The organism is Roseovarius sp. THAF8 (genome assembly GCF_009363735.1).
Lineage (GTDB): Bacteria > Pseudomonadota > Alphaproteobacteria > Rhodobacterales > Rhodobacteraceae > Roseovarius.
Map to the genome: position 1 here is coordinate 3,112,328 of NZ_CP045410.1, position 26,236 is coordinate 3,138,563.

26 protein-coding genes and 1 tRNA gene are annotated in these 26,236 nt (G+C 64.9%); 17 read left to right on the forward strand and 10 right to left on the reverse strand.

Annotated elements, in window-relative coordinates; genetic code table 11:
- Window positions 1-126 precede the first annotated feature (126 nt).
- The gene (locus FIU85_RS15200) at window positions 127-1,725 is read right to left on the reverse strand and encodes a phosphoenolpyruvate carboxykinase (protein WP_152497503.1); all 1,599 of its coding nucleotides are present in this window, start codon (window positions 1,723-1,725) and stop codon (window positions 127-129) included.
- 398 nt (window positions 1,726-2,123) lie between these two features.
- On the opposite strand from FIU85_RS15200, the gene FIU85_RS15205 reads away from it, so the two are divergent.
- From FIU85_RS15205 to FIU85_RS15235, 7 genes are read left to right on the forward strand one after another with little or no spacing between them, the layout of a single operon-like run.
- Window positions 2,124-2,825: a response regulator transcription factor gene (locus FIU85_RS15205; protein WP_152493613.1), complete on the forward strand. Its 702-nt coding sequence runs from the start codon at window positions 2,124-2,126 to the stop codon at window positions 2,823-2,825.
- 11 nt (window positions 2,826-2,836) lie between these two features.
- Window positions 2,837-4,555 carry a sensor histidine kinase gene (locus tag FIU85_RS15210; RefSeq protein ID WP_152493612.1) on the forward strand — a complete coding sequence of 573 codons (1,719 nt, stop codon included), beginning with the start codon at window positions 2,837-2,839 and terminating at the stop codon, window positions 4,553-4,555.
- Between the two features lie 27 nt (window positions 4,556-4,582).
- Complete coding sequence (locus FIU85_RS15215) at window positions 4,583-5,023, forward strand: HPr kinase/phosphorylase (protein WP_152497504.1); 441 nt, start codon at window positions 4,583-4,585, stop codon at window positions 5,021-5,023.
- Between the two features lie 13 nt (window positions 5,024-5,036).
- Entirely contained in the window at window positions 5,037-5,972 is a 936-nt protein-coding gene (gene rapZ / locus FIU85_RS15220; protein WP_152497505.1) for an RNase adapter RapZ, read from the forward strand.
- On the forward strand, window positions 5,969-6,352 hold the full coding sequence (locus tag FIU85_RS15225; protein ID WP_057794244.1) for a PTS sugar transporter subunit IIA: 384 nt from the start codon (window positions 5,969-5,971) through the stop codon (window positions 6,350-6,352). Before rapZ ends, FIU85_RS15225 begins: the two co-directional genes overlap by 4 nt.
- 32 nt (window positions 6,353-6,384) lie before the next feature.
- Window positions 6,385-6,663: an HPr family phosphocarrier protein gene (locus tag FIU85_RS15230; RefSeq protein WP_103762485.1), complete on the forward strand. Its 279-nt coding sequence runs from the start codon at window positions 6,385-6,387 to the stop codon at window positions 6,661-6,663.
- A 34-nt stretch (window positions 6,664-6,697) separates the two neighbouring features.
- Window positions 6,698-7,579, forward strand: coding sequence for a lysophospholipid acyltransferase family protein (locus tag FIU85_RS15235; protein ID WP_152497506.1), 882 nt, complete (start codon window positions 6,698-6,700; stop codon window positions 7,577-7,579).
- Window positions 7,580-7,713: 134 nt separating this feature from the next.
- Here the strand turns inward: FIU85_RS15235 and FIU85_RS15240 are convergent, their stop codons facing one another.
- The gene (locus tag FIU85_RS15240) at window positions 7,714-8,589 is read right to left on the reverse strand and encodes a 3-hydroxybutyryl-CoA dehydrogenase (protein WP_152497507.1); all 876 of its coding nucleotides are present in this window, start codon (window positions 8,587-8,589) and stop codon (window positions 7,714-7,716) included.
- Between the two features lie 157 nt (window positions 8,590-8,746).
- Between FIU85_RS15240 and FIU85_RS15245 the strand changes: the two genes are divergently transcribed.
- A complete protein-coding gene (locus tag FIU85_RS15245) occupies window positions 8,747-9,583 on the forward strand; it encodes a DUF6473 family protein (RefSeq protein WP_152497508.1) in 837 nt (278 codons plus the stop codon).
- A gap of 103 nt (window positions 9,584-9,686) precedes the next feature.
- Here FIU85_RS15245 and FIU85_RS15250 read toward each other — a convergent pair whose 3' ends face one another.
- The 7 genes from FIU85_RS15250 to FIU85_RS15280 form a co-directional block, all read right to left on the reverse strand.
- Complete coding sequence (locus tag FIU85_RS15250; protein WP_152493607.1) at window positions 9,687-10,616, reverse strand: electron transfer flavoprotein subunit alpha/FixB family protein; 930 nt, start codon at window positions 10,614-10,616, stop codon at window positions 9,687-9,689.
- Window positions 10,616-11,374, reverse strand: coding sequence for an electron transfer flavoprotein subunit beta/FixA family protein (locus tag FIU85_RS15255; protein WP_057794230.1), 759 nt, complete (start codon window positions 11,372-11,374; stop codon window positions 10,616-10,618). Before FIU85_RS15255 ends, FIU85_RS15250 begins: the two co-directional genes overlap by 1 nt.
- 176 nt (window positions 11,375-11,550) lie before the next feature.
- The gene (locus FIU85_RS15260) at window positions 11,551-12,354 is read right to left on the reverse strand and encodes a hypothetical protein (RefSeq protein WP_152497509.1); all 804 of its coding nucleotides are present in this window, start codon (window positions 12,352-12,354) and stop codon (window positions 11,551-11,553) included.
- Between the two features lie 100 nt (window positions 12,355-12,454).
- Window positions 12,455-13,027 carry a cob(I)yrinic acid a,c-diamide adenosyltransferase gene (locus tag FIU85_RS15265; RefSeq protein WP_152494559.1) on the reverse strand — a complete coding sequence of 191 codons (573 nt, stop codon included), beginning with the start codon at window positions 13,025-13,027 and terminating at the stop codon, window positions 12,455-12,457.
- Window positions 13,028-13,029: 2 nt separating this feature from the next.
- A complete protein-coding gene (locus tag FIU85_RS15270) occupies window positions 13,030-13,242 on the reverse strand; it encodes a twin transmembrane helix small protein (RefSeq protein WP_152493605.1) in 213 nt (70 codons plus the stop codon).
- Window positions 13,243-13,351: 109 nt separating this feature from the next.
- The gene (locus FIU85_RS15275; RefSeq protein ID WP_152497510.1) at window positions 13,352-14,182 is read right to left on the reverse strand and encodes an SDR family NAD(P)-dependent oxidoreductase; all 831 of its coding nucleotides are present in this window, start codon (window positions 14,180-14,182) and stop codon (window positions 13,352-13,354) included.
- 51 nt (window positions 14,183-14,233) lie between these two features.
- A complete protein-coding gene (locus FIU85_RS15280) occupies window positions 14,234-14,929 on the reverse strand; it encodes an SH3 domain-containing protein (protein ID WP_152497511.1) in 696 nt (231 codons plus the stop codon).
- Window positions 14,930-15,074: 145 nt separating this feature from the next.
- On the opposite strand from FIU85_RS15280, the gene parC reads away from it, so the two are divergent.
- Complete coding sequence (gene parC / locus FIU85_RS15285; protein ID WP_152497512.1) at window positions 15,075-17,393, forward strand: DNA topoisomerase IV subunit A; 2,319 nt, start codon at window positions 15,075-15,077, stop codon at window positions 17,391-17,393.
- A 66-nt stretch (window positions 17,394-17,459) separates the two neighbouring features.
- Complete coding sequence (locus tag FIU85_RS15290) at window positions 17,460-17,918, forward strand: YHS domain-containing (seleno)protein (protein ID WP_152497513.1); 459 nt, start codon at window positions 17,460-17,462, stop codon at window positions 17,916-17,918.
- A 107-nt stretch (window positions 17,919-18,025) separates the two neighbouring features.
- On the opposite strand, the gene FIU85_RS15295 is transcribed toward FIU85_RS15290, so the two are convergent.
- A complete protein-coding gene (locus FIU85_RS15295) occupies window positions 18,026-19,408 on the reverse strand; it encodes a cytochrome P450 (protein ID WP_152497514.1) in 1,383 nt (460 codons plus the stop codon).
- A 153-nt stretch (window positions 19,409-19,561) separates the two neighbouring features.
- Between FIU85_RS15295 and FIU85_RS15300 the strand changes: the two genes are divergently transcribed.
- From FIU85_RS15300 to FIU85_RS15330, 7 genes are all read left to right on the forward strand, one after another.
- Window positions 19,562-20,230 (forward strand): hypothetical protein, encoded by a 669-nt coding sequence (locus FIU85_RS15300; RefSeq protein ID WP_152493598.1) that lies wholly within the window; start codon window positions 19,562-19,564, stop codon window positions 20,228-20,230.
- 159 nt (window positions 20,231-20,389) lie between these two features.
- Entirely contained in the window at window positions 20,390-21,565 is a 1,176-nt protein-coding gene (gene tuf / locus FIU85_RS15305) for an elongation factor Tu (protein WP_152497515.1), read from the forward strand.
- Window positions 21,566-21,696: 131 nt separating this feature from the next.
- Window positions 21,697-22,353 carry a CatB-related O-acetyltransferase gene (locus FIU85_RS15310; protein ID WP_152497516.1) on the forward strand — a complete coding sequence of 219 codons (657 nt, stop codon included), beginning with the start codon at window positions 21,697-21,699 and terminating at the stop codon, window positions 22,351-22,353.
- Window positions 22,354-22,597: 244 nt separating this feature from the next.
- Window positions 22,598-23,452, forward strand: a complete 855-nt coding sequence (locus FIU85_RS15315; RefSeq protein WP_254703063.1) for a MaoC family dehydratase N-terminal domain-containing protein — start codon at window positions 22,598-22,600, stop codon at window positions 23,450-23,452.
- Window positions 23,449-24,687, forward strand: a complete 1,239-nt coding sequence (locus tag FIU85_RS15320; RefSeq protein ID WP_152497517.1) for a CoA transferase — start codon at window positions 23,449-23,451, stop codon at window positions 24,685-24,687. The genes FIU85_RS15315 and FIU85_RS15320 overlap by 4 nt, the downstream gene beginning before the upstream one ends.
- A gap of 91 nt (window positions 24,688-24,778) precedes the next feature.
- Window positions 24,779-24,854, forward strand: a tRNA-Trp gene (locus FIU85_RS15325).
- A gap of 178 nt (window positions 24,855-25,032) precedes the next feature.
- Entirely contained in the window at window positions 25,033-26,034 is a 1,002-nt protein-coding gene (locus FIU85_RS15330; RefSeq protein WP_172978894.1) for a PleD family two-component system response regulator, read from the forward strand.
- Window positions 26,035-26,236 lie beyond the last annotated feature (202 nt).

A 26,236-nucleotide genomic window follows, 5' to 3' on the forward strand; every position in this document is an offset into this window, starting at 1 on the left:
GGCGGGCCAGCCGTTCAGTATGAAGATCAGCCGCGACAGCGCCGGGCAGCCACGAACGCCCGGTTTGAAAAAGCCCCCGCGCCGGAGGCACGGGGGCAATGTCGGCCCGGGCGGGGCGTGTGAGCCTCAGCCGATGGCGGCGGCTTTCACGTCCTCGTCGATATAGGGCACGTACTGCTCGAAATTGTCGGCGAACATCTTGACCAGCTTGTCGGCCTGCGCGTCGTAGGCCGCGCCCTCGTCCCAGGTGCGGCGCGGGTCCAGGAGGACCTCGGGCACGCCGGGCACGCTGACCGGAACCTCGAAGCCGAAATTGGGGTCCTTGCGGAACTCGACCTCGTTCAGCGAACCGTCAAGCGCGGCTGTCAGCAGCGCACGGGTGGCCTTGATCGGCATCCGCTCGCCGGTGCCGTAGGCGCCGCCGGTCCAGCCGGTGTTGACCAGCCAGCAGGTCGCGCCGTGCTTGGCGATCTTTTCGCGCAGGAGGTTGCCGTAGACCTCGGGGCGGCGGGGCATGAAGGGTGCGCCGAAGCAGGTCGAGAAGGTAGGCTCGGCCTCGGTCAGGCCGCGCTCGGTTCCGGCGACCTTGGCGGTGAAGCCCGACAGGAAGTGGTACATCGCCTGCGCTGGCGACAGACGCGCGATGGGAGGCAGCACGCCGAACGCGTCGCAGGTCAGCATGATGATGTTCTTGGGGTGCCCGCCAAGCGCTGTTTCCGAGGCGTTGGAGATGTAGCTCATCGGGTAGGCGCAGCGCATGTTCGCGGTGAGGCTGTCATCGGCGAAGTCGAGTTCCAGCGTTTCCTCGTCATAGACCATGTTCTCGATCACGGTGCCGAATTTCTCGGTCGTGGCGTAGATTTCCGGCTCCGCCTCGGGGTCGAGGTTGATCGTCTTGGCATAGCAGCCGCCCTCGAAGTTGAAGGTGCCGCGATCGGACCAGCCGTGTTCGTCATCCCCGATGAGCGTGCGGTTGGGATCGGCGGAAAGGGTGGTCTTGCCGGTGCCGCTGAGGCCGAAGAAGATGGCGGTGTCCACGGGGTTGCCGTTGGCGTGGTTGGCCGAGCAGTGCATCGGCATGATGCCTTTTTCCGGCAGCAGGTAGTTCAGCACCGAGAAGACCGATTTCTTGTTCTCGCCGGCGTATTCGGTGTTGCCGATCAGGATCAGCTTGCGGTCGAAGTTGATGGCGATCACGGTTTCCGACACGCAGCCGTGCCGGGCCGGGTCGGCCTTGAAGGTCGGGCAGTTGATGACGGTGAAGTCGGCGGTGAAACTGTCCAGCGCCTCGCGCTCGGGGCGGCGCAGCATGTGGCGGATGAAGAGGCCGTGCCAGGCCAGTTCGGTGACCATGCGCATGTTGATCGAATGCGCCGGATCTGCGCCGCCGACGAGGTCCTGCACGAAATAGTCGCGGCCTTGCATGTGGGCGACCATGTCGGCATAGAGCTGGTCGAACGCCTCGGGCGTCATTGGCGCGTTGTTTTCCCACCAGATGCTGTCGGCGACGCTGTCGGTCTTGACGACGTGCTTGTCCTTGGGGGAGCGGCCGGTGAACTGGCCGGTCGAGACGAGGAAGGTGCCGCCCTTGCCGAGGCGCCCCTCGCCCTTGCGGAGGGCCTCTTCGATCAGGGCGGGTTCGATCAGGTTGTAATGCACTTGGCCGAGGCCCGTGATCCCCTGGTGCTCGAGGGTAAAGTTGGGATTGACCCGTCCTGCTGACATGCGTGCGCTCCTTGAGTTCCGGCCGTCCGCCATCGTGGCGGTTCTGGCCATGCAGGTCCGCCGAAATTGGCGGCGAGACTCCGGCCCGTGCCGGATGTGTCGCGGGCCTCTTAACATGACGGTTTTATGATTGAACAGGACGCAAATGCACAGTTAGCGCAATCAAATCAGGCGTTAGCGCCACCATGCCAATCGTTAGCGCCACCATCGGCGAGCCGCCGCAACGGGCCTGCAACCGCCGGCCGATAAAGTGAGTCAATTTAGCCATTCCTAAGACATTTTCGCGTCAGATGGTTGGGAAAGCGTGTCTGATTCGCAGTTTGGGATTGATTAAAAAGGCGAAAACGGATCATAGTATTGGAAAAAAGCAGGCAATCGAGCAGTACAAGGAAATCATTATGTCAAAAATCGCCCTTGTGGACGATGACAGGAATATTCTGACATCGGTGTCCATGACTCTCGAGGCGGAAGGCTTCGAGGTCGAAACATACAATGACGGTCAGCAAGCCTATGAGGCGTTCAGCAAGAAGCTGCCCGACATGGCGGTGCTGGACATCAAGATGCCGAGGATGGACGGGATGGACCTGCTGCAACGGCTGCGGCAGAAATCGGCGATGCCGGTCATTTTCCTGACCTCCAAGGATGACGAGATCGACGAGGTGCTGGGCCTGCGCATGGGCGCGGACGACTACGTCAAGAAACCCTTCAGCCAGCGCCTGCTGGTCGAGCGCATCCGCGCGCTGTTGCGCCGGCAGGACGCGGTCGACGGCAACGTGGTGGCCGACACCGAGGAAACCAAGGTGATCGAGCGTGGCGAGTTGCGCATGGACCCGCTGCGTCACGCGGTGTCGTGGAAAGGCCAGGACGTGTCGCTGACGGTGACGGAATTCCTGCTGTTGCAGGCGCTGGCGCAGCGCCCGGGTTTCGTGAAAAGCCGCGATCAGCTGATGGACGTGGCCTATGACGACCAGGTTTATGTGGACGACCGGACCATCGACAGCCATATCAAGCGTCTGCGCAAGAAACTGCGGATGGTGGACCCGGAATTTTCGGCCATCGAAACGCTTTACGGTATCGGGTATCGTTACAACGAGGAATGATGGCCTGAAACATGGCATTGGCGGAGGGCTTCCAGGTGCGCGATCACTCGCTGAATGACGATGACGGCGTCGTTCTTGGCGATGATTTCGTGGCGCCGGAGAACGTCGTCGAGGAAGAGGTCCGCAGGCGCCGCGCGCGCCGGGGCTACTTCGGCAGCGGTGGCGGGTCGCTCACGCGGAAGATCATCACGTTCAACCTGATTGCCCTGAACGTGCTGGTCGCGGGCATCCTGTACCTGAACTCGTCGCGCGACGGGCTGGCGCAGCAGCATGCCGACGGGTTGCAAAGCGACGTGGAACTGATCGCGGACGTGTTCGAGGCGCAATTGCCCGAGGGGGCGCCCGTCAGCCTTGTGGCGATGGACGGGCTTGACGTGGCGGGCACGCTGGACGGTCTGGATGTCCAGCAGGGCATCGACGTGCTGGTCTACGACCGCGCGGGTCAGCTGGTCGGACGGACCGAAGGCCGCCTGCCACGGCCGAACGCGGGCGTGCCGGAAAAGCCCACGGTGATCACCGACGCGTTGAATCACGTATGGAACTGGGTATCGGCGCCGTTCTCGGCGATCCTGAGCACCGAGACGGAAGTCAGCGTGGAGGCCCTGGCGCAAGGCATGGTCGACGACGCGCTGAACGAGGGCACGCAGGTGGGCCGGGGCGAAAGCGATGGCGCGACGGTGTTTACCGTGGCGACGCCGATCCTGCAGGGCGACCGGCCGGTGGGCGTGGTCGCGCTGGCCAGCGCATCGGGCGAGATCGACAAGCTGAGCCGGATGGAGCGCGAACGCGTGCTGCAGATGTTCCTGGTCGCGACGCTGGTCTCCGTCGGCCTGTCGCTGATCCTGGCCTCGACCATCGCGAATCCGCTGTCGGAGCTGGCTGCCGCCGCCGAAGTGGGGGGCGCGCGCAACCGCAACGGAAACAACAATGGCGGCGGACGCGTCCGCATTCCCGACCTGACCGCGCGTCCCGACGAGATCGGACGGCTTTCGGGCGCGTTGCGGGGCATGGTGACCGCCCTTTATCACCGGATCGACGGCAACGAGCAGTTCGCGGCGGATGTCGCGCACGAGATCAAGAACCCGCTGGCCAGCTTGCGCAGCGCGGTGGGCACGATGCGCGTGGCCAAGCGCGAGGACCAGCGCGAGAAGCTCTTGAACGTGATCGAGCATGACGTGCGCCGCCTTGACCGGCTGGTGAGCGACATCTCGAACGCATCGCGGCTGGACAGCGAACTGGTGCGCGAGGAGCAGGAAGCCTTCGACCTGATCCAGATGCTGGAGAACCTGGCGCATTACCTGGGCGAACAGGCGCGGCAGAAGGGCGTGGAGTTCATCACCGATTTCCCCGAGGACCCGATTGTCATCATGGGGCTGGAAGCGCGGCTGGCCCAGGTTTTCGTGAACCTGATCACCAACGCCACCTCGTTCTGCGAGGAAGGCGACGCGATCCGTCTTTGGGCGCGCAAGCGGGAAAACCGCGTGGTGGTCGTGGTCGAGGATACCGGCCCCGGCATTCCCGAACAGGCGCTGACCAAGATCTTCAACCGCTTCTACTCGCAGCGGGACGCGAACGATTTCGGCAACAATTCGGGCCTGGGCCTGTCGATCTCCAAGCAGATCGTCGAGGCGCATGAAGGCGTGATCTGGGCCGAGAACATCCGGCCCACCGATGCCGACGTCACCTCTGACCCGCTTGGCGCACGTTTCGTCGTGGGTCTGCCGGTCTGAGCCGGTGGGCGCGTTACCTGCACTGACATGTCCCGAGCCGCCGGAGTGACGGATACGCAGACACTCCACGCAACCGCCGTCGCCATCGACAGCCGTGCGGTTCTGATCCGCGGCGCGTCCGGCAGTGGCAAGTCGGGCCTTGCGCTGCAGCTTCTGGCGATGGGCGCGGGTCTGGTGGCGGACGACCGCACGGTGGTCTGGGCCGAGGGCGGCACGCTCTGGGCCGACGCGCCGGACACCATCCGCGGCCAAATCGAGGCGCGGGGCGTGGGCATCCTGCGCCCCGGCGCCGTGGGACCCGTGCCCGTTGCGCTGATCGTCGACATGGACACGGTCGAAACCGCGCGTCTTCCCGAAGACCACGCGGCGGTGATGATGGGCGTTTCGCTGCCGGTTCTTAACAAATCCGAGAGCGCCCATTTTTCTGCTGCGGTTGCAGTATATCTAAGGCAGACATGCCGGGAATGAGGAGTGGCCCGCGATGCCGGCAGGTCCGGTGACGAAAAGACTGGTTCTGGTGACCGGCCCCTCGGGAGCCGGGCGGACGACTGCGATCCGCGCGCTGGAGGATATGGGGTTCGAGGCGATTGACAACCTGCCGCTGTCGCTGTTGCCGCGGCTGATCGAGGGCGAGGGCCCGGACAAGCCGCTGGTGCTGGGCGTGGACACGCGCAACCGGGATTTTTCCACCAATGCGCTGATCGAGGTGATCGACCGGCTGAGCACCGATGCGACGGTGCATCTGCAGGTGCTGTATCTGGACAGCAGTGCCGAGGTGCTGACGCGTCGCTTTTCGGAAACGCGGCGTCGCCATCCCCTTGCCCCGGCCGAGACCCCCGATATCGGCATCGCCCGCGAGTTCGACCTGCTGGGCCCGATCCGGGCGCGGGCCGATATCCTGATCGACACGTCCGAATTGTCGCCGCACGACCTGCGGGCGGATCTGTCGCGCTGGTTCGCACCGGGCGAAGGCGGGCACATGTCGGTGTCCGTGCAGTCGTTTTCCTACAAGCGGGGCCTGCCAAGGGGCCTGGACATGGTGCTGGACTGCCGGTTCCTGCGGAACCCCTATTGGGAGGCGGGGCTGCGCGGGCTGACCGGGCAGGACGCGCGGGTGCGGGCCTATGTGGGCGACGACCCGATGTTTAAGGGCTTCGCGGACCGCGTGGGCGATCTGGTGCGGCAGCTCTTGCCGGCCTACAAGGCGGAAGGCAAGGCCTATCTGGCGATCGGGTTCGGCTGCACCGGCGGGCAGCATCGCAGCGTCACGATGGCAGAAACCTTGTCCGAAACCCTTGCAGAGGCGGGCTGGCAGGTGTCTATAAGGCATCGCGAACTGGAACGGCGCGGCTTGCTCGTGCCGTCCGGCCCCGGCACACCGGCCGAGGCAGCGAAGGAAAGGGATATCGGGGCGTGATCGGGATCGTGATCGTGGCACATGGCGGCCTGGCACAGGGCTATCTGAAGGCGATCGAGCACGTCGTCGGCAGCCAGTCCGGTATCCGCGCCATCCCGATCGAGGGCGATTTCGACCGCGGCGAGAAACAGGACGAGATCTGCCGGGTGGCCGACGAGGTGGACACCGGAGATGGCGTGCTGATCGTGGTCGATATCTTCGGCGCGTCGCCGGCCAACCTGTCGCTCAAGGCGTGCCAGCCGGAGAACCGGCGTATCCTTTACGGTGCGAACCTGCCGATGCTGCTGAAGCTGGCCAAGAGCCGCGATCTGCCGGTGCCCGAGGCCGCGCGCGCCGCGCTGGATGCGGGGCGCAAGTATATCGACAGCCACACCCCGTGATGCGGGGCAGACCCGGAAAGACCAAGACCGACATGACAGACACCGTCACCCGCGAGATCGAGATCGTCAACGAGAAGGGCCTGCACGCGCGTGCCGCGGCCAAGCTGGTGGAGGTGGTCGAGGGATTCGACGCGCAGGCCGAGGTCAGCCATGATGGGCAGACCACGGGCGCGGACAGCATCATGGGCCTTTTGATGTTGGCAGCGTCGCGCGGAACGACTATTGACGTGCGAGCCTGGGGGCCCGACGCCGAGGCGCTGGCGGATGCCGTGAGCGCGTTGGTGGCCGACCGGTTCGGCGAGGATATGTAGGCGCAGGGTGCGCGGCGGAACGGGAACAGACCACGTGGCGGACAAGGCGCAGGATCAGAGCGGTGAGGCGCAGCCCGGATCGGTCAATTTCACCAAGTATGACCGGCGCAGCCTGACCTATGCCAATTCATTCGACAGTCCGGCCACGGCCTTTACCATCCGCGCGATCGAGTGGGTCACCGGCAAGCTGACGATCATCAAGATGATCAAGGCGTTCGAGAAACGCGGCGCGCCCACGGGCCAGCCGTTCTGGCGCGCGGCGCTGGATACGATGGGCATCCCGCTGCTGACCCCGCAGGACCAGATCGACAATATCCCCGAGACCGGGCCGGTCGTGATCGTGGCGAACCATCCGCACGGGCTGGTGGACGGGATGATCCTGGCCGACCTGATCGGGCGGCGGCGGACCGATTACAAGATCCTGACGCGCGCGCTGCTGACGGGGATCGACGAGGTGGCGGCGTCCTACATGATCTCGGTGCCGTTCCCGCATGAACCCGACGCGCAGCGCAAATCGGTGGAGATGCGCGCCAAGGCGATGGCGCACCTGAAGGAAGGCGGGGCGATCAGCGTGTTCCCGTCGGGCGTGGTGGCATCGTCGGACAGCCTGTTCGGGCCGGTGAAGGAGCGGGAGTGGAACGTGTTCACCGCGCAGATGATCCGGCGATCGGGGGCGACGGTGGTGCCGATCTATTTCCCTGGCGCCAATTCACGCGCCTACCAGATGGCCAATTGCATCTCGGCCACGCTGCGCCAGAGCCTGTTGCTGCACGAGGTGGTGCGGGGGTGCAACAATCCGCAGAAGCCGGTCGTGGGCGCGCCGATCACGCCGGAGCAGATGGAATTGCTCGACAAGGATCCGCGCGGGTTTATGGCGTGGTTGCGCGAGCATACGTTGAGCTTGGGCGATACGTGAGGGCCGCGGTGGGTTTTCACCTACCCTACGCAAGGTGTCGCGCGCGGGTTTTCACCCAACCCACAGACGTGACGCGCGTGGGTTTTGACCCACCCTACGATATGGTGCCGAAGTCGCTTGGGTTTTCAGCCACGTCAGCGGGTCGGGACCGGTTCCTCGCCGCGGTAGTCGTAGAAGCCGCGGCCGGTCTTGCGGCCGAGCCAGCCGGCCTCGACATATTTGGTCAGCAGAGGGCAGGGGCGATACTTGGTGTCCGCCAGCCCGTCGTGCAGGACGTTCATGATGGCAAGGCAGGTGTCCAGCCCGATGAAATCAGCCAGTTCCAAGGGGCCCATCGGGTGGTTGGTGCCGAGCTTCATCGACGTGTCGATGGAGGTAACCGAGCCGACGCCTTCGTAGAGTGTATAGACCGCCTCGTTGATCATGGGCATGAGGATGCGGTTGACGATGAAGGCGGGGAAATCCTCGGAACTGGCGGCGGTCTTGCCGAGCTTTTCCACGACGGCGAGGCAAGCGTCATAGGTGGGTTTGTCCGTGGCGATGCCGCGAATGAGTTCGACCAGTTGCATGACCGGGACCGGATTCATGAAGTGGAAGCCCATGAATTTCTCGGGGCGGTCGGTGCGGCTGGCCAGCCGGGTGATCGAGATCGACGAGGTGTTCGACGTGAGGATCGTATCGGGGCCGAGATGCGGCACGAGATCCTCGAAGATGGCCTGTTTGACGGTCTCGCGCTCGGTGGCGGATTCCACGACGAGGTCGGTCTTGCCCAGTTCGGGAAGGTCGAGCGTGGTGGTGATGCGCGACAGGGCGGCGTCGCGGTCTTGGGCCGTCATCTTGTCGCGGCTGACCATGCGGTCCATGTTGGACTTGATCACGCCGAGGCCCTTGTCCAGCGCCTCCTGGTTGATGTCGTTGAGCAGGACGTCATAGCCCGCGACGGCCATCACATGCGCGATTCCGTTGCCCATCTGTCCGGCGCCGACGACGCCCACCTTGCGGATGTCCATGCAGGTCCCTTTCGCTTTTGCGACACCATATGCCCCGTGCCGAGGGCGCTGCAAGGGAAAGCGGACGTTAAAATTCTGGACGAATTGCGCCTTTAACGGAATCGCAAGGCCTGCGGCCCAAAGCTGGCGATTGGGTGAGTATTATGAGGTCGGCGTAATGTCCTTTCATGGCAAGGGCCGCTGGAAAGCGGCGCCGGAGGCGTGCCGGTACGGGGTGTCGAAGCTGGCGTTTCGGGGGCCGAAGCGAAGCCTGACGAATGAGTATGTGGCGTTCCTGGGTGGGACCGAGACCTATGGCAAGTTCGTCGCCCGCCCCTTTGCGCAAGGGATCGAGGCGGCGACGGGCGTGGCCTGCGTGAACCTCGGCCAGCCCAATGCGGGGATCGACGTGATGCTGGGCGACACAGGGCTGACGCGCATCGCGTCCGGGGCGGCGGCGGCGGTGGTGCAGGTGCCATGCGCGGCGAACCTGTCGAACCCGTTCTACAAGGTGCATTCGCGGCGCAACGATCGGTTCCTGCGGGCCGAGCCGCCGTTGCGGGCGCTGTTCCCGGAAGTGGATTTCAGCGAGTTCAGTTTTACGCGGCACATGCTGATGCATCTGAAGGCGGTTTCGGCGGAGCGGTTCGGCGAGGTGCGGCATGGCTTGGCGCAGTCCTGGGACGCGGGCATGCGGCGGCTGATCGCGGAAATCCGGGCGCCGGTGATCCTGTTGTGGTTTTCCGAGCGCGCGCCGGATCGGGATGAGGACGCGGTCGAGGCGCGATGCGAGCCGGTACTGGTGGGACGCGAGATGGTCGCGGGGTTGCAGCGGCACGCGGTGGCGTTCGTGGAGGCCGGCAAGGTGGCGCAGGTCGGGGCGCGCGTGGCGAGTCCGCCATCCGACGCGGCGGGGTGCGAGGCGGGCGTGCCGCGGGATCTGCCGGGGCAGGCGGCACATGACGCGGTGGCGGAGGCGTTGATCCCTGTATTGGCGGGGGTGTTGGATCCGTGAGCACTTGCAGGCGGCGGAGCGTGGGTTTTCACCCACCCTACGGGCGCAAAACGAAAAGACCCGCCACGGGGGCGGGTCAATTCAGTGCCATGTGCGGGACGGATTAGCCGAGTTTCTCGGTCAGTTCCGGCACGGCGGTGAAGAGGTCGGCCACGAGGCCGTAATCGGCGACCTGGAAGATCGGCGCCTCTTCGTCCTTGTTGATGGCGACGATGACCTTGGAGTCTTTCATGCCCGCAAGGTGCTGGATCGCGCCCGAGATGCCCACGGCGATGTAGAGGTCGGGGGCCACGACCTTGCCGGTCTGGCCGACCTGCCAGTCGTTCGGGGCATACCCTGAGTCCACCGCGGCACGGGACGCGCCGACGGCGGCGCCCAGCTTGTCGGCGAGGTTCTCGATCAGCTTGAAGTTCTCTTCCGAGCCGATGCCACGGCCGCCGGAGACGACGACGCCCGCCGAGGTCAGCTCGGGGCGGTCGGATTCGGCAACCTTGTCCTCGACCCATTCCGACAGGCCGGGGTTGTCGGCGGCGGAAATGGTCTCGACCGAGGCCGAGCCGCCGTCACCGGCGGCGTCGAAGGTGGCGGTGCGGAAGGTGACGACCTTCTTGGCATCCGAGGACTTCACCGTCTGGATCGCGTTGCCGGCGTAGATCGGACGCTCGAACGTGTTGGCGTCGACCACGCCGGAGGCGTCGGAAATGACCATGACGTCCAGAAGGGCGGCCACGCGGGGCATGACGTTCTTGGCGTCGGTGGTGGCCGGGGCGACGATGTGTTCGTAGTCGCCGGCGAGCGACACGATCAGGGCAGCGGTGGATTCCGCCAGGCGGTGGCCCAGCGAGGCGTCCTCGGCCACGAGGACCTTGGAGACACCGTCGATCTTGGCGGCGGCCTCGCCCGCGGCGGCGGCGGAGCCCCCGGCGCAGAGCACGGTCACGTCGCCCAGCTTGGACGCGGCGGTGACCGCCTTGGCGGTGGCGTCGAACGCCAGTTCGCCATCGTTGACTTCGGCAAGAAGAAGTACAGACATTACACGGCCCCCGCTTCTTTGAGTTTGGCGACAAGTTCATCGACCGATCCGACCATTTCGCCGGCCTTGCGGGCCTCGGGCTCTTCGGTCTTGACGATTTCGAGGCGCGGCGCGACGTCGACGCCGTAATCGGCGGCGGTTTTCTCGTCGAGCGGCTTTTTCTTGGCCTTCATGATGTTGGGCAGCGACGCATAGCGCGGCTCGTTCAGGCGCAGGTCGACTGTGACGATCGTGGGCATCTTGACCTTGATCGTCTGCAGACCGCCATCGACCTCGCGGGTGATGACGGCATTGTCGCCGTCGATGTCCAGCTTGGAGGCGAAGGTGCCTTGCGACCAGCCCAGCAGAGCGGACAGCATCTGGCCGGTGGCGTTCATGTCGTTGTCGATGGCTTGCTTGCCGGCGATCACGAGGCCCGGCTCTTCTTCCTTGACCACGGCGGCGAGGATCTTGGCAACCGCGAGCGGCTCGATGTCGGTGTGCACGTCGTCGGCAGCCTCGACCAGGATGGCGCGGTCGGCGCCCATGGCCAGCGCGGTGCGCAGGGTTTCCTGCGCCTGCTTGACGCCGATGGACACGGCGACGACCTCGTCGGCCTTGCCGGCCTCTTTCAGGCGGATGGCCTCTTCGACGGCGATTTCGTCGAACGGGTTCATCGACATTTTGACATTGGCAAGATCGACGCCCGATCCGTCCGCCTTGACGCGGACCTTCACGTTGTAGTCGATCACGCGTTTGACAGGCACGAGCACCTTCATCGGCATGGTCTCCCTAAAAAATTGCGCAGAGCCGCCGTGATGCGACTCCGCCCCTTGCTGTGGGGCGTTTGATACAGAACTGTTAGCCGGGGAAACAGGGTAAAATCGTCACGTTTCCGACTTGCGACGTCGCGTTTCCGGTACGGCATGGGGAATCTGTGCGCAAAGCGCCGGTGTCAGGGGGCGACGCCGTGTTTCTGCGCCAGTTCATGCAGCACCGAATCCTCGGGCGGGGTGCCGTTGAAACGGTTCCACAGCCGTTCGCGCACGCGCCGGCCATAGAAATGGATCGAGACGGTATCGTCCTGCACCTGTTTCCAGACCTTCCACGCCTCTCGGAAATAGATGCGCCGGTCCTCGAACAGGACGGGGTAAAGAACGTGCGGATCGAGCGCGTGCTTGAACTCGTCGTTCTGATGCAGGAAATGCGACAGCGCCTTGGGCCCCCACGCGCCCCAGGGCATTTCGGACACATGCATCGGATCGCCCGCCTCGGCACGGGCGCGCATTTCCTCCTTGTGGCGGGGCATCATCCAGGGCGGGATGGCATACTCGTCCTCGCAGAACTCGATCAGGCTTTGCAGCGAGGGCGACGCGGCCGGAAGGGCCATCACGCCATTGGCCACGACCTTGTCGCTTTCGCGGCCGAAGAAGAAGCCGTCCTTGGGAAGGAAAGGCTTGAGGCAGTAGGCATCGGTGTCGGACCAGATGATACCGTCGTTCTTGGCCAGCAGGTGATAGCGGAACTTGTCGGCGTGGATCGCGGGGCTGCCGGTGCGTTCGTGGCGCACGATGGTATCGGGGTCGGGCAGGATATCGGAGGCGGGGGCCTGTTCGACGCCTTTCGGGCAATCCTCGACCCCGTGGTAGGAAAACATCACCACGGGATGGCCGGCATCGACGAAGGACGTGACGCACAGCCGTTCGATGAAGCCCAGCGGCGGGCCGTCCCAGAACATGGCGATGGTGGGCAGGGTCATGGACCTCTCCTGGCTGCTCGGACCGGGCGTTGGATCGCCCGGCATTTGGCGCTCAGAATGTCACTTTTGCCAGCCCCGCGCCAGAGATTTCAGCGCAGGTTCAGCGGTTTGCGCCCGGTGTCCAGAGCACGTCGTCGCGGCCTGAATCGTTGGCCATGCGGGCGGCGACGAAGAACCAGTCGCTGAGGCGGTTGAGGTATTTCACCGCCGCCGGGTTCACGTGTTCCATCGTGGCGAGTTCCACCGCCAGGCGTTCGGCCCGCCGCGACACGGTGCGGCACAGATGCAGGTGCGCCGACAGGGCCGAACCGCCGGGCAGGATGAAGCTGCGCAGGGGTTCCAGGACCTTGTTCATGGTGTCGATCTCGGTTTCCAGGCGCGAGACCTGGCTGTCGACCATGCGCAGGGGCGCGAATTCCGCCTTGTCGTCGTTTTCCATGTCGGGGCGGCAGAGATCGGCGCCGAGATCGAAGAGATCGTTCTGGATGCGCGACAGGGCGGCGTCGGTTTCGCCGTCGGCATGAAGGCGGGCGAGGCCGACTGTGGCGTTCACCTCGTCCACGGTGCCGTAGGCGGTGACGCGCATCGAGTGCTTGGCCACGCGAGACCCGTTGCCGAGCGCGGTTTCGCCGTGATCGCCGGTCTTGGTGTAGATCTTGTTGAGAACGACCATATTCATTCACCTCCCATTTGGCGGCGGATATAGACGAAAAGCAGGATGAGGACCACTGCAATGAACTGGGCGATGATGCGCCAGCGCATGAACTTGTTCGAGCGCTTGGCGTTGTCGATGCCTTCCTTGCCGAAGTTCGAAATGCCCAGGATGAGAATGACGCCGACGACCGCGCAGGCAAGCGCGGCGATGATGAAGAGGGGGTCGTTGAGCATGTGAGACTCTTGGTTTTTCCAGTCAATGCCGGAGGTAGCCCGTCTGTGTCAAAAGGCGAATGGGGTAAGGTGACGCGGGGCCGCTTGCCTGCCCTTTCGGGCCGTCCGGTTACAGTTTCGCCTGGATCCAGTCGAGGGCGCTGGTTGGCAGGATGCGCCGCAGCGCGTCCAGCAGATAGGTCGGCGTGGTGACGAAATAGCGGGCGCGGGGGCGTGGGGATTCCAATGCATGGATCAGCTTTTTCGTGACGGAGGGGGCAGGCAGTTCGAACGTGTCCGGCCCGCTGCTGTGGTAAAGGCGCGGGATGAGGCGTTTTTCGTAGAGCGGCCGGGCGGGGGCATTTTTCCAGTCGATCCAGCGCTCGAAATGGGGGATGGAGTTGACGCGGATCTTGGACGTCACCGGCCCGGGTTCGATCAGGACGATGTGAATGGGCGTGTCGCGCATCTCGATCCGCATGGTGCTGGTCAGACCTTCTAGCGCATGCTTGGTGGCGTTGTAGGCGCCGCGCATCCGCAGCGTGGCAAAGCCCAGAACGGAGGAGTTCTGCACGATCCGCCCGTGCCCCTGGGCCCGCATAACCGGGATGACCTGACGCGTCAGCTCGTGCCAGCCGAAGAAGTTGGCCTCGAAGATGGCGCGCAGGGCGTCTGTGGGCAGATCCTCGACCATGCCGGGGCAGCCGAAGGCGCCGTTGTTGAAAAGCGCATCCAGCGTGCCGCCGGTGGCGTCGAGAACTTCGGCAAGGCCGGAGGTTATGGTGTCGGGCTGTTGATAGTCGATGAGGGGGCTGTCGAAGCCTTCGGCCCGCATCCGGGCACAGTCCTTTTCCTGCCGGCAGGAGGCGAACACGCGCCAGCCGCGCGCCAGTAGACCGTACGCCGCGTCATAGCCGATGCCGGAGGAACAGCCGGTAATAAGGAGGGATTTCCGCGTCATGGCCGGACCTTGGCGCGGGCCGGCGTCATATGCAATCGCTTTGAGTGCGAATTACCGCGCCGGGTCGCTGACGAGCCAGTCGGCCATCCAGCCGGTTTCGCCGGTCGTGACGACCTCGAGTTCCAGCCAGCCGTTGTCGGCACGTCCGAGCACGGCCACCTCGGCCCCTTCGCCAAGGCTGCCGACGCGGGCAAAGTCGGTGCCCGGTCCGCCACGCATGTTGGCAGAGCTGGCGGTGATGTAGCGAATGTCGGAATAGGCCATGTCGGCGCGTGCCGACCGCGCGGCCGCTTCGGCCTGTTCGCGCAGCTCGGCCTGCGAGGCTTGCTGCTCGAACAGCTCGATCGCGCCGGGCCAGTGACGCTTGACCTGGTCCGCGGCTGCACCGCCCTCTTCCAGGGCGGCCAGGACGGCATTGTCTTCGTTGGTCTTCGGACGGGTCAGGAACCTGGCCTTGTCCTCGACACGCTCTGTCCGGGCGGTTTGCTGGGCGGCGCCGGCCTCTGCCATCTCGCCGATGGAGGCCAGGGTGATCTGGAAGCGCTCGGGCTTGGTGGTTTCGGGCAGTTCTATGCGTTCCGGGGCGGGCGGTTCGACGGGCTGCGATTCGGCCACGGTCACCTCTGGCGCGGGGTCGTTTGCCCGGGCCTGGATCGAGTTTTCACTGGGCGCGTAATCGGCGCCGCCGCTGAGTTCCCAGAAGGCGAAACCAAGAAAAGCGAACGTTACCAAAATAAAGCGCCACATTGCGCAGGTCCCCCGGGGCAGCGAAGTCAATTTCCTACAATAGAACACAACTTACACGATTCGGTTCCCGCCGGCATGGGAAAAGGCACAGAATCTTCCCAACCTGTGCTTTACCTGCGCAAATGCGGGGGGTATCACACCATCTATGACTGATTTGGTCGACGACCCCAACATAGGCCCCGAGAAAGGAGGCAATTCCGTGGCGGAGCCGCTGCGCCGGGCCATCGGCGAGCGCTACCTGACCTATGCGCTGTCGACCATCATGCACCGGGCGCTGCCGGATGCGCGCGACGGGCTGAAGCCGGTGCACCGGCGGATCCTGTTCGCCATGCGCGAGCTGCGGCTGAGCGCCAGCGGCGGGTTCCGCAAGTCCGCCAAGATCAGCGGCGACGTGATGGGCAACTATCACCCGCATGGCGATGCCGCAATCTATGACGCGATGGCGCGGCTGGCGCAGGATTTCAACGTGCGCTATCCGCTCGTGGACGGGCAGGGAAACTTCGGCAATATCGACGGCGACAACCCCGCCGCCAGCCGCTACACCGAGGCGCGGCTGACCATCGTGGCCGAGGCCCTGCTGGAGGGGCTGAACGAGAATGCGGTCGATTACCGGGACAATTACGACGGCACGCTGACCGAGCCTGTCGTGCTGCCGGCGCAGTTTCCGAACCTGTTGGCCAACGGGTCGAGCGGGATCGCGGTGGGGATGGCGACCAACATTCCGCCGCACAACATCGCGGAACTGGTGGATGCCTGCCTGCATCTGATCAAGACGCCCGATGCGCGGGACGACACGCTGCTGAACTACGTGCCCGGCCCGGATTTCCCCACGGGGGGCATCATCGTGGAGCCGCCTGAGGCGATTGCGCAGGCCTATCGCACGGGCAAGGGCGGGTTTCGCCTGCGGTGCCGCTACGAGGTCGAGGACCTGGGGCGCGGGCAGTGGCAGATCGTGGTCACGGAAATCCCCTATCAGGTGCAGAAATCCAAGCTGATCGAGAAGCTGGCGGAGGTCATCCAGACCAAGAAGGTTCCGATCCTGGCCGATGTGCGGGACGAGAGCGCCGACGACATCCGCGTGATCCTGGAGCCACGCTCGAAGAACGTGGAGCCCGAGGTGCTGATGCAGTCGCTGTATCGCAACTCGGACTTGGAAGTGCGGTTCAGCCTGAACATGAACGTGCTGGTGGACGGGGTGACCCCCAAGGTCTGCAGCCTGAAGGAAGTGCTGCGCGCATTCCTCGATTTCCGGCGCGAGGTTTTGATCCGGCGCAGCGAGCACCGGATGGAAAAGATCGACCACCGGCTGGAGGTGCTGGAAGGGCTGATCGTGGCCTTCCTGAACCTCGATCGGGTGATCGACATCATCCGCTATGATGACGATCCCAAGGCGGCGCTGATGCGCGAGGATTGGGGGCGGGAGTTTGTGCGCGCCACGAACGAGTCGGATTACGTGTCGCCGGCCGAGGGCGGTGAGGACGGGCTGACCGAGGTGCAGGCCGAGGCGATCCTGAACATGCGCCTTCGCAGCTTGCGGCGGCTGGAAGAGATCGAGCTGGTCAAGGAGCGCGACGCGCTGATGGAAGAGCGCGCCGGGTTGGAGGACTTGCTGGAAAGCGAGGGCCTGCAGTGGGACGTGATCTCGGACCAGCTGAAAGAGGTGAAGAAGAAGTTCGGCAAGGAGTACGAGGGCGGCGCGCGCCGGACCACATTCGCCGAGGCGGGCGAGGTCGAGGACGTGCCGCTGGAGGCGATGATCGACCGCGAACCGATCACCGTCGTCTGTTCCAAGATGGGGTGGATCCGGGCGATGTCGGGGCATATCGACCTGGACCGAGAGCTGAAGTTCAAGGACGGGGACGAGGGGCGTTTCATCTTCCATGCGGAGACCACAGACCGGCTGTTGGTCTTCGGCACGAACGGGCGGTTCTACACGCTGAGTGCGGCCAACCTGCCCGGTGGGCGGGGGATGGGCGAGCCATTGCGCCTGATGGTGGACCTGCCGAACGAGTCCGACATCGTGGCGATTTTCATCCACAAACCGGGGCGGAAATTGCTGGTGGCGTCCTCGGCGGGTGACGGGTTCATCGTGCCCGAGGACGAGGTCGTGGCGCAGACACGCTCGGGCAAGCAGGTGCTGAACGTGCGTGACGGCGTGCGGGCGCAGGTGTGCCGGGCGGTCACGGGCGATCACGTGGCCTGTGTGGGCGAGAACCGCAAGGTGCTGATCTTCCCGCTGGACGAGTTGCCCGAGATGGGCCGCGGCAAGGGCGTGCGGTTGCAGAAATACAAGGATGGCGGGTTGTCCGATGCGACGACCTTTACGCTGGCCGAAGGGCTGAGTTGGCTCGATCCTGCGGGGCGGACACGCACCGAGACGGCGCTGGAGGAATGGACCGCGCGGCGTGCGGGTGCCGGGCGCATGGCGCCAAGGGGCTTTCCGCGTAACAACCGTTTCACCTGAGATTGATTTGTCGTGTGCGGGGGGTGCCGCTTAGCTTGCTTGCAGATGGATGCAAGGAGGATGGAAATGCTTTTGACACGACGGGGAATGATCGCATGTTGTGCTGCGGCACTGCTGACAAGGCCGGTGATGGCCGATGAGCCGCGCTGGTACCAGAACCGGGCCTATGCGGCGGATGGCGCGGACGTGGTGGCCTATTTCGGGCTGGAACCGGGCGCGAACGGCGTGGCCGGATCTGATGAATTCGTGACCGAGTGGAATGGCGCGAAGTGGCGGTTCGCCACGGCCGCGAACCAGGCGGCGTTCGAGGCGAACCCGCAGAAATACGCGCCGCAGTTCGGAGGGTATTGTTCCTGGGCGGTGTCGCAGGGATACACAGCGCATGGCGACAAGGATGCTTGGACGGTGCATGGCGGCAAGCTCTACCTCAATTACAACAAGTCCATTCGCCGGAAATGGTCGGGGGACATTCCGGGCAACGTGTCGAAAGGCGAGGCGAATTGGCCGAGGGTGTTGGGCGGGTAGCGGTGGGGGCGCGTGGGTTTTCACCCACCCAACAGGTTGAGTTTTGTCCAAGACAGGAGGTCCCGGGGCAAGCCCGGGACGGGGTGAGGTATAAGCCGGCGGACGCGTCAGGCGACAGAGGCCGGTTGGGGCGTCGAGACCGGCTCGGCCTCTAGCCAGACGCCGCCTTCGGGGCGCAGGGTCAGGATCATCACCGGATCGGGGTCGCGGCCTGCGACCGGGGTGAAGCGAAAGCGGTTCAGGAGCGTGCCGAGGATGATCACCGCCTCCTGCAGGGCGAAGCTGGCGCCGATGCAGATGCGGGGACCGTCGCCGAAGGGCAGGTAGGCATAGCGTTCCACCGCCTTGCGGTCGGCAAAGCGGTCGGGGCGGAAGGCGTCGGGGTCGTCCCACAGCATGTGATGTCGGTGCAGCGCGTAGATGGGCAGGATCACCGTATCGCCCTTGCGGATCTCGCGCCCGCAGAGCGTGTCGTTGGCCATGGCGGTGCGCGAGACCATTCCGGCGGGTGGGTAGAGGCGCAGGGCCTCGTCGATGATCTGGCGCAGGTAGGGCAGCTTTTCGACATGCTCACCCGTCACCGGGCCGTCGCCGCAGACCGCGCGCAGCTCGGCGCGGGCGCGGTCCTGTACGTCCTGGTCGAAGGCGCAGAGGTAGAGCGACCAGCCCAGCGTGAGCGCCGTGGTCTCGTGACCCGCGACGATGAAGGTCAGAAGGTTGTCGCGCAGCTCGGCCGTGTTCATCTGGCGCTTGGTCTTGGGATCCTCGCCTTCCATCAGCAGGTCGAGCAGGTCCGGCACGCCCTCGGGGCCGCGCTGGCGGCGGGCTTCGATCGCCTCGTCGGCGATGCGGCGCATGTCGCCTACCGCGTTGCGCGAAAATATCAGGCGGCCGGGGCGCGGCACCCAGTCGGGCGCGCCCAGTACGTCCAGGAGGGAAATCTTGCCCGCCTCGGAGATATAGGCGTCGATGCCGCGATGCACCGCGTCGGCGTCGAACATGCCGTCGCCGGAGAAAGTCACGTCGGCGATGACGTCGAAGGTGGTGCGCACCATGTCGGCGGCCATGTCGATGGCGCGGGGGCCGGCCTCGGCCACGCGGTCGGCGCTGCGCTGGGCGGCGGCGGTCATGATCGGTGCGAGGTTCATCACGTTGCGGTGCGAGAACACCGGCGCCGCGGTGCGCCTTTGCCAGCGCCAGTGGGCGCCTTCGGCGATGAAGAGCGATTCACCGATGGCGGGTTTGAGCAGGTTCTTGGTGACCAGAGACTTGGGGTAGGTGTCGACCCGTTCCAGCAGGATTTCGCGGATCGCGCCGGGATCCATCACCATGTGCCAGCGCTTGCCGGTGCGTCCCGACACCATGGGCTGCCGGGTGGCCAGCTCGGGGATGATGCTGAGCACGTTGCGCCGTGCCGCGCCGAGGCTGCCGAGGATGCCCATCGGCTCGGTGACGAGGGCGACTTTGACGGGGGTGTCGGCGTGGGACATGGGGCCTCCGGTGCTGGCTCTCTCTAACATAGGCACGCGTCGGGCAGGCGGCAAATCGGCGGCGGACATCTGCGGCAATATGGGCAGGGCGGGAATTGCCAGCGCCGGGCGGCCTTGGTATCGCTGAAACGGGACAGTTGCGGGGGTACGGAAATGCTGAGACTTCTGGCTTGGGGGCTGGTGGTCGCCTGGGTGTCGGCCTGCACGCAGGTGGACGACCTTGACGAGGCGCCGGTCTATCTCGGCAATTTCCATCTTGGGCATAACGTCGTCGCAGCGCCCAACCTGCAGAAGGGTCCGCTGTCGCGCGAGGCCAGCAAGGCCGACTGGATCGCGGCGATGACGCAGGCGGTGAACGAACGGTTCTCGCGGCAGGAGGGCACGCGGCTCTATCACCTGGGCATCACGCTGGAAGCCTACGTTCTGGCGAAGGCGGGCATCCCGGTGGTGGCCGCGCCGAAATCGGCACTGGTGCTGAAGGTCACGGCCTGGGACGACGCAAAAAAGGCGCGGCTGAACGAGACGCCGGAGCTGATCACCGTGATCGAGGGCCTGTCGGGGGACACCGTCGTGGGGTCCGGTCTGACGCGGACGGCTGAAGAGCAGATGCAAGTGTTGACCCGGAAGGGGGCCAAGCTCATCGAGAACTGGCTGGTGCGGCAGAACAACGCCGAAGGCTGGTTCGAGGATGACGGCCGGCCCGCACGTACCAAGGCCAGGGCCCGCGCGGCAGAGGCGCGCGCGGCGGCATCGGAGGAAGAGCGGATGCAGGCCGCCGCGAAGGAAGCGCTGGAAAAGGCGCAGACGCAGACCGCGGAATAGCGCCACCGCCGGCCAACGCCGCCGGTGCGTCGCGGTTCGCGCAACCTTGCCACCACGCGGGCATGAAGCGCTTGATTTTCCCGGTTGAACCCAATAAATGCCCGGCCAGTAGCAATTCGGGCCGCGACAGGCCCCCAATAGGATAAGGCGCCCCACGAGATGGCAAAGGAAAAGTTTGACCGTTCGAAACCGCACGTGAACATCGGGACCGTTGGTCACGTTGACCACGGCAAGACGACGCTGACGGCGGCGATCACGAAGTATTTCGGTGACTTCCGCGCGTATGACCAGATCGACGGCGCACCGGAAGAGAAAGCGCGCGGGATCACGATCTCGACCGCGCACGTGGAATACGAGACCGAGAACCGTCACTACGCCCACGTCGACTGCCCCGGCCACGCCGACTACGTGAAGAACATGATCACGGGTGCGGCGCAGATGGACGGCGCGATCCTGGTGGTGAACGCGGCCGACGGCCCGATGCCGCAGACCCGCGAGCACATCCTGCTGGCGCGCCAGGTGGGCGTGCCCGCGCTGGTGGTGTTCCTCAACAAGGTCGATCAGGTCGACGACGAGGAACTGCTGGAACTGGTGGAGATGGAAGTGCGCGAGCTGCTGTCGTCCTACGAGTTCCCCGGCGACGACATTCCGATCATCGCGGGCTCGGCGCTGGCGGCGATGGAAGGGCGTGACCCGGAGATCGGCGAGAACAAGATCCGCGAGCTGATGGCGGCGGTGGACGACTACATCCCGACGCCGGAGCGCGCCGTGGACCAGCCGTTCCTGATGCCGGTCGAGGACGTGTTCTCGATCTCGGGCCGCGGCACGGTTGCCACCGGCCGGATCGAGCGTGGCCTGATCAAGGTCGGCGAAGAGATGGAGATCGTGGGCCTGAACAAGAACAAGAAGACGACCTGCACGGGCGTCGAGATGTTCCGCAAGCTTCTGGATCAGGGCGAGGCCGGCGACAACGTGGGTCTGCTGCTGCGCGGGATCGAGCGTGACGGTGTGGAGCGCGGCCAGGTGCTGTGCAAGCCGGGGTCTGTGAACCCGCACACCAAGTTCGAGGCCGAGGCGTATATCCTGACCAAGGAAGAGGGTGGCCGTCACACGCCGTTCTTCGCCAACTACCGTCCGCAGTTCTACTTCCGCACGACGGACGTGACGGGCACGGTGACGCTTCCCTCGGGCACCGAGATGGTGATGCCGGGCGACAACCTGAAGTTCGAGGTCGAGCTGATCGCGCCGATCGCGATGGAAGACGGCCTGCGTTTCGCCATCCGCGAAGGCGGCCGCACCGTCGGCGCCGGCGTTGTGTCCAAAATCCTCGAGTGATCTGACGCGGCGCGTCATCCCGGACTTGATCCGGGATCTCCGTGAATATTGGAAAGGGCGTCCGCCACGGGCGCCCTTTCCATTTTCGTGCGCGGCCTTCCCATTTTCCGCGCGGGGTGAGATGAAGATATATGGCACATCCCTTTCCCGCCCCTGACACGCGCAATCCGCTGATCCTGCCCGATGGAACCGCCCATGCCGGCACCGTCTTTTTGAAAGCGGTGATCGACCATCCACGGTTCATCGTGGGCGATTACAGCTATACCAGTGCGACCTATCCGCCCGAGGACTGGGCGACGCACCTGGCGCCGTATCTGTTTCCCGTGTCGGACGAAAAGCTGGTGATCGGCAAGTTCTGCCAGATCGCCGACGGGGTAGTGTTCATCACCGCCTCGGCCAATCACCGGCGCGACGGGTTCTCCACCTTTCCGTTTGCCGTCTTCGATCACGCCACGGCGGCGGGCCGGCCCAGCCTGCCGGAGTGGTCCGGGCCGGACACGGTGCTGGGGCATGACGTGTGGCTGGGCAAGGACGTGCGGGTGCTGCCGGGGGCGCGGCTGGGCAATGGCGTGATCGTCAGTGCCGGGGCCGTGGTGCGGGGCGGGATCCCCGATTATGCGGTGGTCGCGGGCAACCCGGCGCGGGTGGTCGGGATGCGGTTCGACCCCGAGACCATCGCGCGTTTGAACGACATCGCCTGGTGGGATTGGCCCATCGAGCGCATCCTGCAACACGAGGCGGCGATCTGCGGCGCGGACATGGAGGCGCTGGAGCGGGCCGCGCCCTAGGACGGGCTGAGGCAATCTGCCGCAAACCGGGACACGCGCTGCCAGGGCCGGTCCTGGCCGGGTCGCAGGGGCGAAGCCGGGTCGGTGCGGGGCGGAAAGCGTCGTGAAATCAACAGCCAGCGCGTGTTTCTGCAGCTGCAGCATGGGCATGGCATACCGTTGTATCCCGTTAAATTATTGAAATATTGACATTTTTTGCCCTCCGTTCACATTTGTAACCGTGGAGGAGCGTGCCTTGGATCAAGTGAACTTGTCAGCATGGGAAGGCCGGACGGACGTGCGTGAGGGCGTGATTGCCCCGGCGCAGGCGGCGCAGATCCATGCCACCATCGGCGACCCGGCGCAGGACGCTCCGGAGATGGGCGCCGACATGCCACCGCTCTGGCACTGGTGCGCCTTTCCGCCCGTCTGCCCGCTGGAGGAACTGGCAAGCGACGGACATCCCAAGCTGGGCGGCTTCCTGCCTCCGGTGCCCTTGGGACGGCGGATGTGGGCCGGAGGCACGCTGCGCTTCGGGGCGCCGCTGCGCGTGGGAGTGCCATTTACGAGCCGCTCTGTCATCGCGCGCGTGACCGAGAAATCGGGCAGGACCGGACGCATGGTTTTCGTTTCGGTGGATCACGAACTCAGAGCCGAAGGGGCAGTGGTGATCACGGAACGGCAGGATATCGTCTATCTGGAACTGCCGACCGAGTTTCGCCCGCCGGCGAAACAGCCGATGCCGGAGGAGGCACTGGCGACCTGGACGCAGACGGTCAACGAAGCGCTGTTGTTCCGGTTCTCGGCCATCACTTTCAATGCGCATCGGATTCATTACGATCTGCCTTATGCCAGCGAGGTCGAGCATTATCCGGGCCTCGTGGTGCATGGGCCGATGCAGGCGGCATGGCTGATGCGCCGGGCGACGGAACTGCGGGGGCGCAGGCCCGACAGCTTTGCGTTCCGGGGCGTGCATCCGATGATGCTGATCCCCGGGGACCGCAACGAGATGACGATCGCGGCCTGTGCGCAGGAGGAGACGCAGGGGCTGACACTTCATACCGGACAGGCCGGGCATCAATGCATGCAGGCCACCGCCACATGGGAGGAAACCACATGAACAAGATCCTGAAAGGCATGAGGGTGGTCGAAGGGTCGGCCTTTGTCGCGGTGCCGCTGGCGGGGATGACGCTGGCGCAGATGGGGGCCGAGGTGATCCGATTCGACCGGCTGGAAGGCGGGCTGGATTACGGGCGCTGGCCGCTGGCGCCGGACGGGCAGAGCTTGTTCTGGGCGGGGTTGAACAAGGGCAAGAAATCGGTCGCGGTGAACATGCGGTCGCGCGAGGGGCGCGAGTTGATCAGCCGGATCATCACCGCGCCGGGGCGCGATGCGGGGCTGTTCCTGACCAACCTGCGGGTGCGCGGATGGATGGATTATCCGACGCTGAGCAAGATGCGCCGCGACCTGGTGATGGTCAGCCTGCTGGGCGACCGCGAGGGGCGGCCGCAGGTGGATTACACGGTGAACCCGGCCATCGGCGTGCCGCACATGACCGGACCCGAGGGCCACGAGGACCCGGTGGCGAGCGCGCTGCCCGCGTGGGACCTGATTGCCGGAAACCTGGCCGTATCGAGTCTGCTGGCTGCCGAGCGGCATCGGTTGCGCCATCGCGAGGGGCAGGAGGTCGTCCTGACCCTGAAGGACGTCGCGGCGGCGACAATGGCCCATCTGGGGCTTGTTGGCGACGTGCATGTGAACGGTCAAGGGCGGGAGAAGTCGGGCAACGCGCTGTACGGGGCTTACGGACAGGATTTCGTCTGCGCCTGCGGTGGGCGCGTGATGGTGATCGGACTGACCCAGCGACAGTGGGAAGGACTGGTCAAGGCGACGGGTACGGCCGACCAGATGAAACTGCTGGCCAGGCGCCACAAGGTGGACCTGGGCGACGAAGGCGCGCGCTGGCGGTTGCGGCATGAGATCACCGGCATCCTGGCGCCGTGGTTCGCCGAGCGTCGGATCGAGAACTTCGCGAATGACTTCAACGCGATGGGCCTGACGTGGTCGGTGTTTCGCAGCACGCAAGAGGCGGTGCGCGAGGATCCGGATTTCGGCGAGGCGAATCCGATGTTCTCGATGACCGAGCAGCCCGGCATGGGCCGGTTCCCGGTGCCCGGGCATCCGGCGGAATTCGGCAGTCATGGCCGCGTGCGCCCCGCGCCTGCGCCCGCATTGGGGGCGCATACGGAGGAAGTGCTGGGCGATGTCGCGCGGCTGAGCGACACGGAGATTTCCAGGCTTTTCGACGACGGGATCGTTGCGAGCCCCGAGTATCGCAAGAAATCGGCGGCCTGAACGCAGGAGAAAAATGTCGAAAAATCCGCGCGCGCGGCGGCAAGGGGACTTGATTCCGCCCCACATGTGCCGTACCTGAGGCGTCGGCCTTAGGGGTATAGCTCAGCTGGTAGAGCGACGGTCTCCAAAACCGTAGGTCGCGGGTTCGAGCCCTGCTGCCCCTGCCAAAACCTCCTGATTTCAAACGCATTTGCCGCGGCGCACCACCGTCCCGGCGCGCCTGCGGTTCGATGTGGCGGATTTTTGCCTTTCACGAAATTAACCTTGGGCCGTCGCAATGTTACCGCATTCTCCCTCTAATTGTATTCTGACAGGCGAACGAATGCGAATGAAGGGATGTTACCCATGAGAATCATGGTCGTGGACGATGAAGAAATCATCGTGGCGCTGCTTCTTGAACACCTCGGCGAGATGGGGTTCAACGACGTCACGACGGCGACGTCTGGAGAAGAGGCGATGGAGATCATCGCGGCACAGGATCACCCGTTCGATTGTTTCCTTCTGGACATCAAGATGGAAGGCATGGACGGGATCCAGCTGTGCTCGAAGATCCGCGAAATGCCGCAATACCGGATCGCGCCGATCATCATGATCACGTCGGCGGCGGCCAAGCTTCACATGAACGAGGCGTTCGAGGCGGGTGCCACCGACTATATGCCCAAGCCGATCGAGCAAATCGACCTGCGCGTGCGTATCCAGGTCGCGATGCTGCTGGTCGAGACCGTCAAGAGCGACGCGGAAAGCCGGCTTGCGCTGAAGACGCTGCTGACAAGCGCCCCGGAAACACGAGGGTTCGATCCTTCGATGCGGATCACCTATTCCGACGTGCCCAACATGCGCGACTATTTCCAGCTGGAGAACCGGTTGCTGCGCCTCAACGAAGGCACCTATGCCCTGACCCTGCTGTCGGTGGAGATCGAAGGTGTCGACGCTCTGGATGGACGCCTGGATCAGGGGGAATTCCTGGAAGTCATCGAGGCCGTGGCGCACATCATCGGAAAGACCTTGCCGGCGAGCGGCGCGACGATGTCCTATGTCGGCTATGGCAAGTTCATCTGCCTGGTGGTTGTACGGAACCATATCGTGCCGAACCTGCTGCAGGCGCGCGTGCGCGACGCGTTCCGCGCGTATCTGGCCGGGCACCGGATTCTGGCGCCGGGAGACCTTGAACTGAAGGTTTCGGCCCTGTCGCAGAAGCGGATGCTGTCTTCGGACATCGCGATCAGCCTGATCCGGCGGTTCGTCGGGAATCTGGGAGGAAATACCGACACGCTCCTGCCGCCGATCGCGTCGGTGCAGGACAGGATTTTCAGGAACAGCAGGCCGTCCAAGGCGAAATCGGAGTGAAGCCCCGGCAAGGATGAAGGTCGTCGCAGGTGCGCGCGCTGCGCGCCGGGACGGCCGAGTATTGGCCGCCGGGCTGCGCGCCCTGGTCGGGGCACGCTCGGCGCGCGCAAGCCAGTCCGCTGCCCGGTATCGAGATCGGCAAGGGCAGGGACATGCCCTTGCCCGAGCACTGCCATGATTTGGCCACATTCCAGCCTTAGCA

Coding starts and splice junctions, on each gene's coding strand:
- FIU85_RS15270 (WP_152493605.1), bottom strand. CDS start 13,242: ATGCTCAACGACCCCCTCTTCATCATCGCCGCGCTTGCCTGCGCGGTC.
- FIU85_RS15200 (WP_152497503.1), bottom strand. CDS start 1,725: ATGTCAGCAGGACGGGTCAATCCCAACTTTACCCTCGAGCACCAGGGG.
- FIU85_RS15260 (WP_152497509.1), bottom strand. CDS start 12,354: ATGACCCTGCCCACCATCGCCATGTTCTGGGACGGCCCGCCGCTGGGC.
- FIU85_RS15230 (WP_103762485.1), top strand. CDS start 6,385: ATGACAGACACCGTCACCCGCGAGATCGAGATCGTCAACGAGAAGGGC.
- FIU85_RS15215 (WP_152497504.1), top strand. CDS start 4,583: ATGTCCCGAGCCGCCGGAGTGACGGATACGCAGACACTCCACGCAACC.
- FIU85_RS15250 (WP_152493607.1), bottom strand. CDS start 10,616: ATGTCTGTACTTCTTCTTGCCGAAGTCAACGATGGCGAACTGGCGTTC.
- FIU85_RS15240 (WP_152497507.1), bottom strand. CDS start 8,589: ATGGACATCCGCAAGGTGGGCGTCGTCGGCGCCGGACAGATGGGCAAC.
- FIU85_RS15280 (WP_152497511.1), bottom strand. CDS start 14,929: ATGTGGCGCTTTATTTTGGTAACGTTCGCTTTTCTTGGTTTCGCCTTC.
- FIU85_RS15210 (WP_152493612.1), top strand. CDS start 2,837: ATGGCATTGGCGGAGGGCTTCCAGGTGCGCGATCACTCGCTGAATGAC.
- FIU85_RS15300 (WP_152493598.1), top strand. CDS start 19,562: ATGCTGAGACTTCTGGCTTGGGGGCTGGTGGTCGCCTGGGTGTCGGCC.
- parC (WP_152497512.1), top strand. CDS start 15,075: ATGACTGATTTGGTCGACGACCCCAACATAGGCCCCGAGAAAGGAGGC.
- FIU85_RS15265 (WP_152494559.1), bottom strand. CDS start 13,027: ATGGTCGTTCTCAACAAGATCTACACCAAGACCGGCGATCACGGCGAA.
- FIU85_RS15245 (WP_152497508.1), top strand. CDS start 8,747: ATGTCCTTTCATGGCAAGGGCCGCTGGAAAGCGGCGCCGGAGGCGTGC.
- FIU85_RS15290 (WP_152497513.1), top strand. CDS start 17,460: ATGCTTTTGACACGACGGGGAATGATCGCATGTTGTGCTGCGGCACTG.
- FIU85_RS15320 (WP_152497517.1), top strand. CDS start 23,449: ATGAACAAGATCCTGAAAGGCATGAGGGTGGTCGAAGGGTCGGCCTTT.
- FIU85_RS15330 (WP_172978894.1), top strand. CDS start 25,033: ATGAGAATCATGGTCGTGGACGATGAAGAAATCATCGTGGCGCTGCTT.
- FIU85_RS15295 (WP_152497514.1), bottom strand. CDS start 19,408: ATGTCCCACGCCGACACCCCCGTCAAAGTCGCCCTCGTCACCGAGCCG.
- FIU85_RS15275 (WP_152497510.1), bottom strand. CDS start 14,182: ATGACGCGGAAATCCCTCCTTATTACCGGCTGTTCCTCCGGCATCGGC.
- FIU85_RS15255 (WP_057794230.1), bottom strand. CDS start 11,374: ATGAAGGTGCTCGTGCCTGTCAAACGCGTGATCGACTACAACGTGAAG.
- FIU85_RS15310 (WP_152497516.1), top strand. CDS start 21,697: ATGGCACATCCCTTTCCCGCCCCTGACACGCGCAATCCGCTGATCCTG.
- rapZ (WP_152497505.1), top strand. CDS start 5,037: ATGCCGGCAGGTCCGGTGACGAAAAGACTGGTTCTGGTGACCGGCCCC.
- FIU85_RS15205 (WP_152493613.1), top strand. CDS start 2,124: ATGTCAAAAATCGCCCTTGTGGACGATGACAGGAATATTCTGACATCG.
- tuf (WP_152497515.1), top strand. CDS start 20,390: ATGGCAAAGGAAAAGTTTGACCGTTCGAAACCGCACGTGAACATCGGG.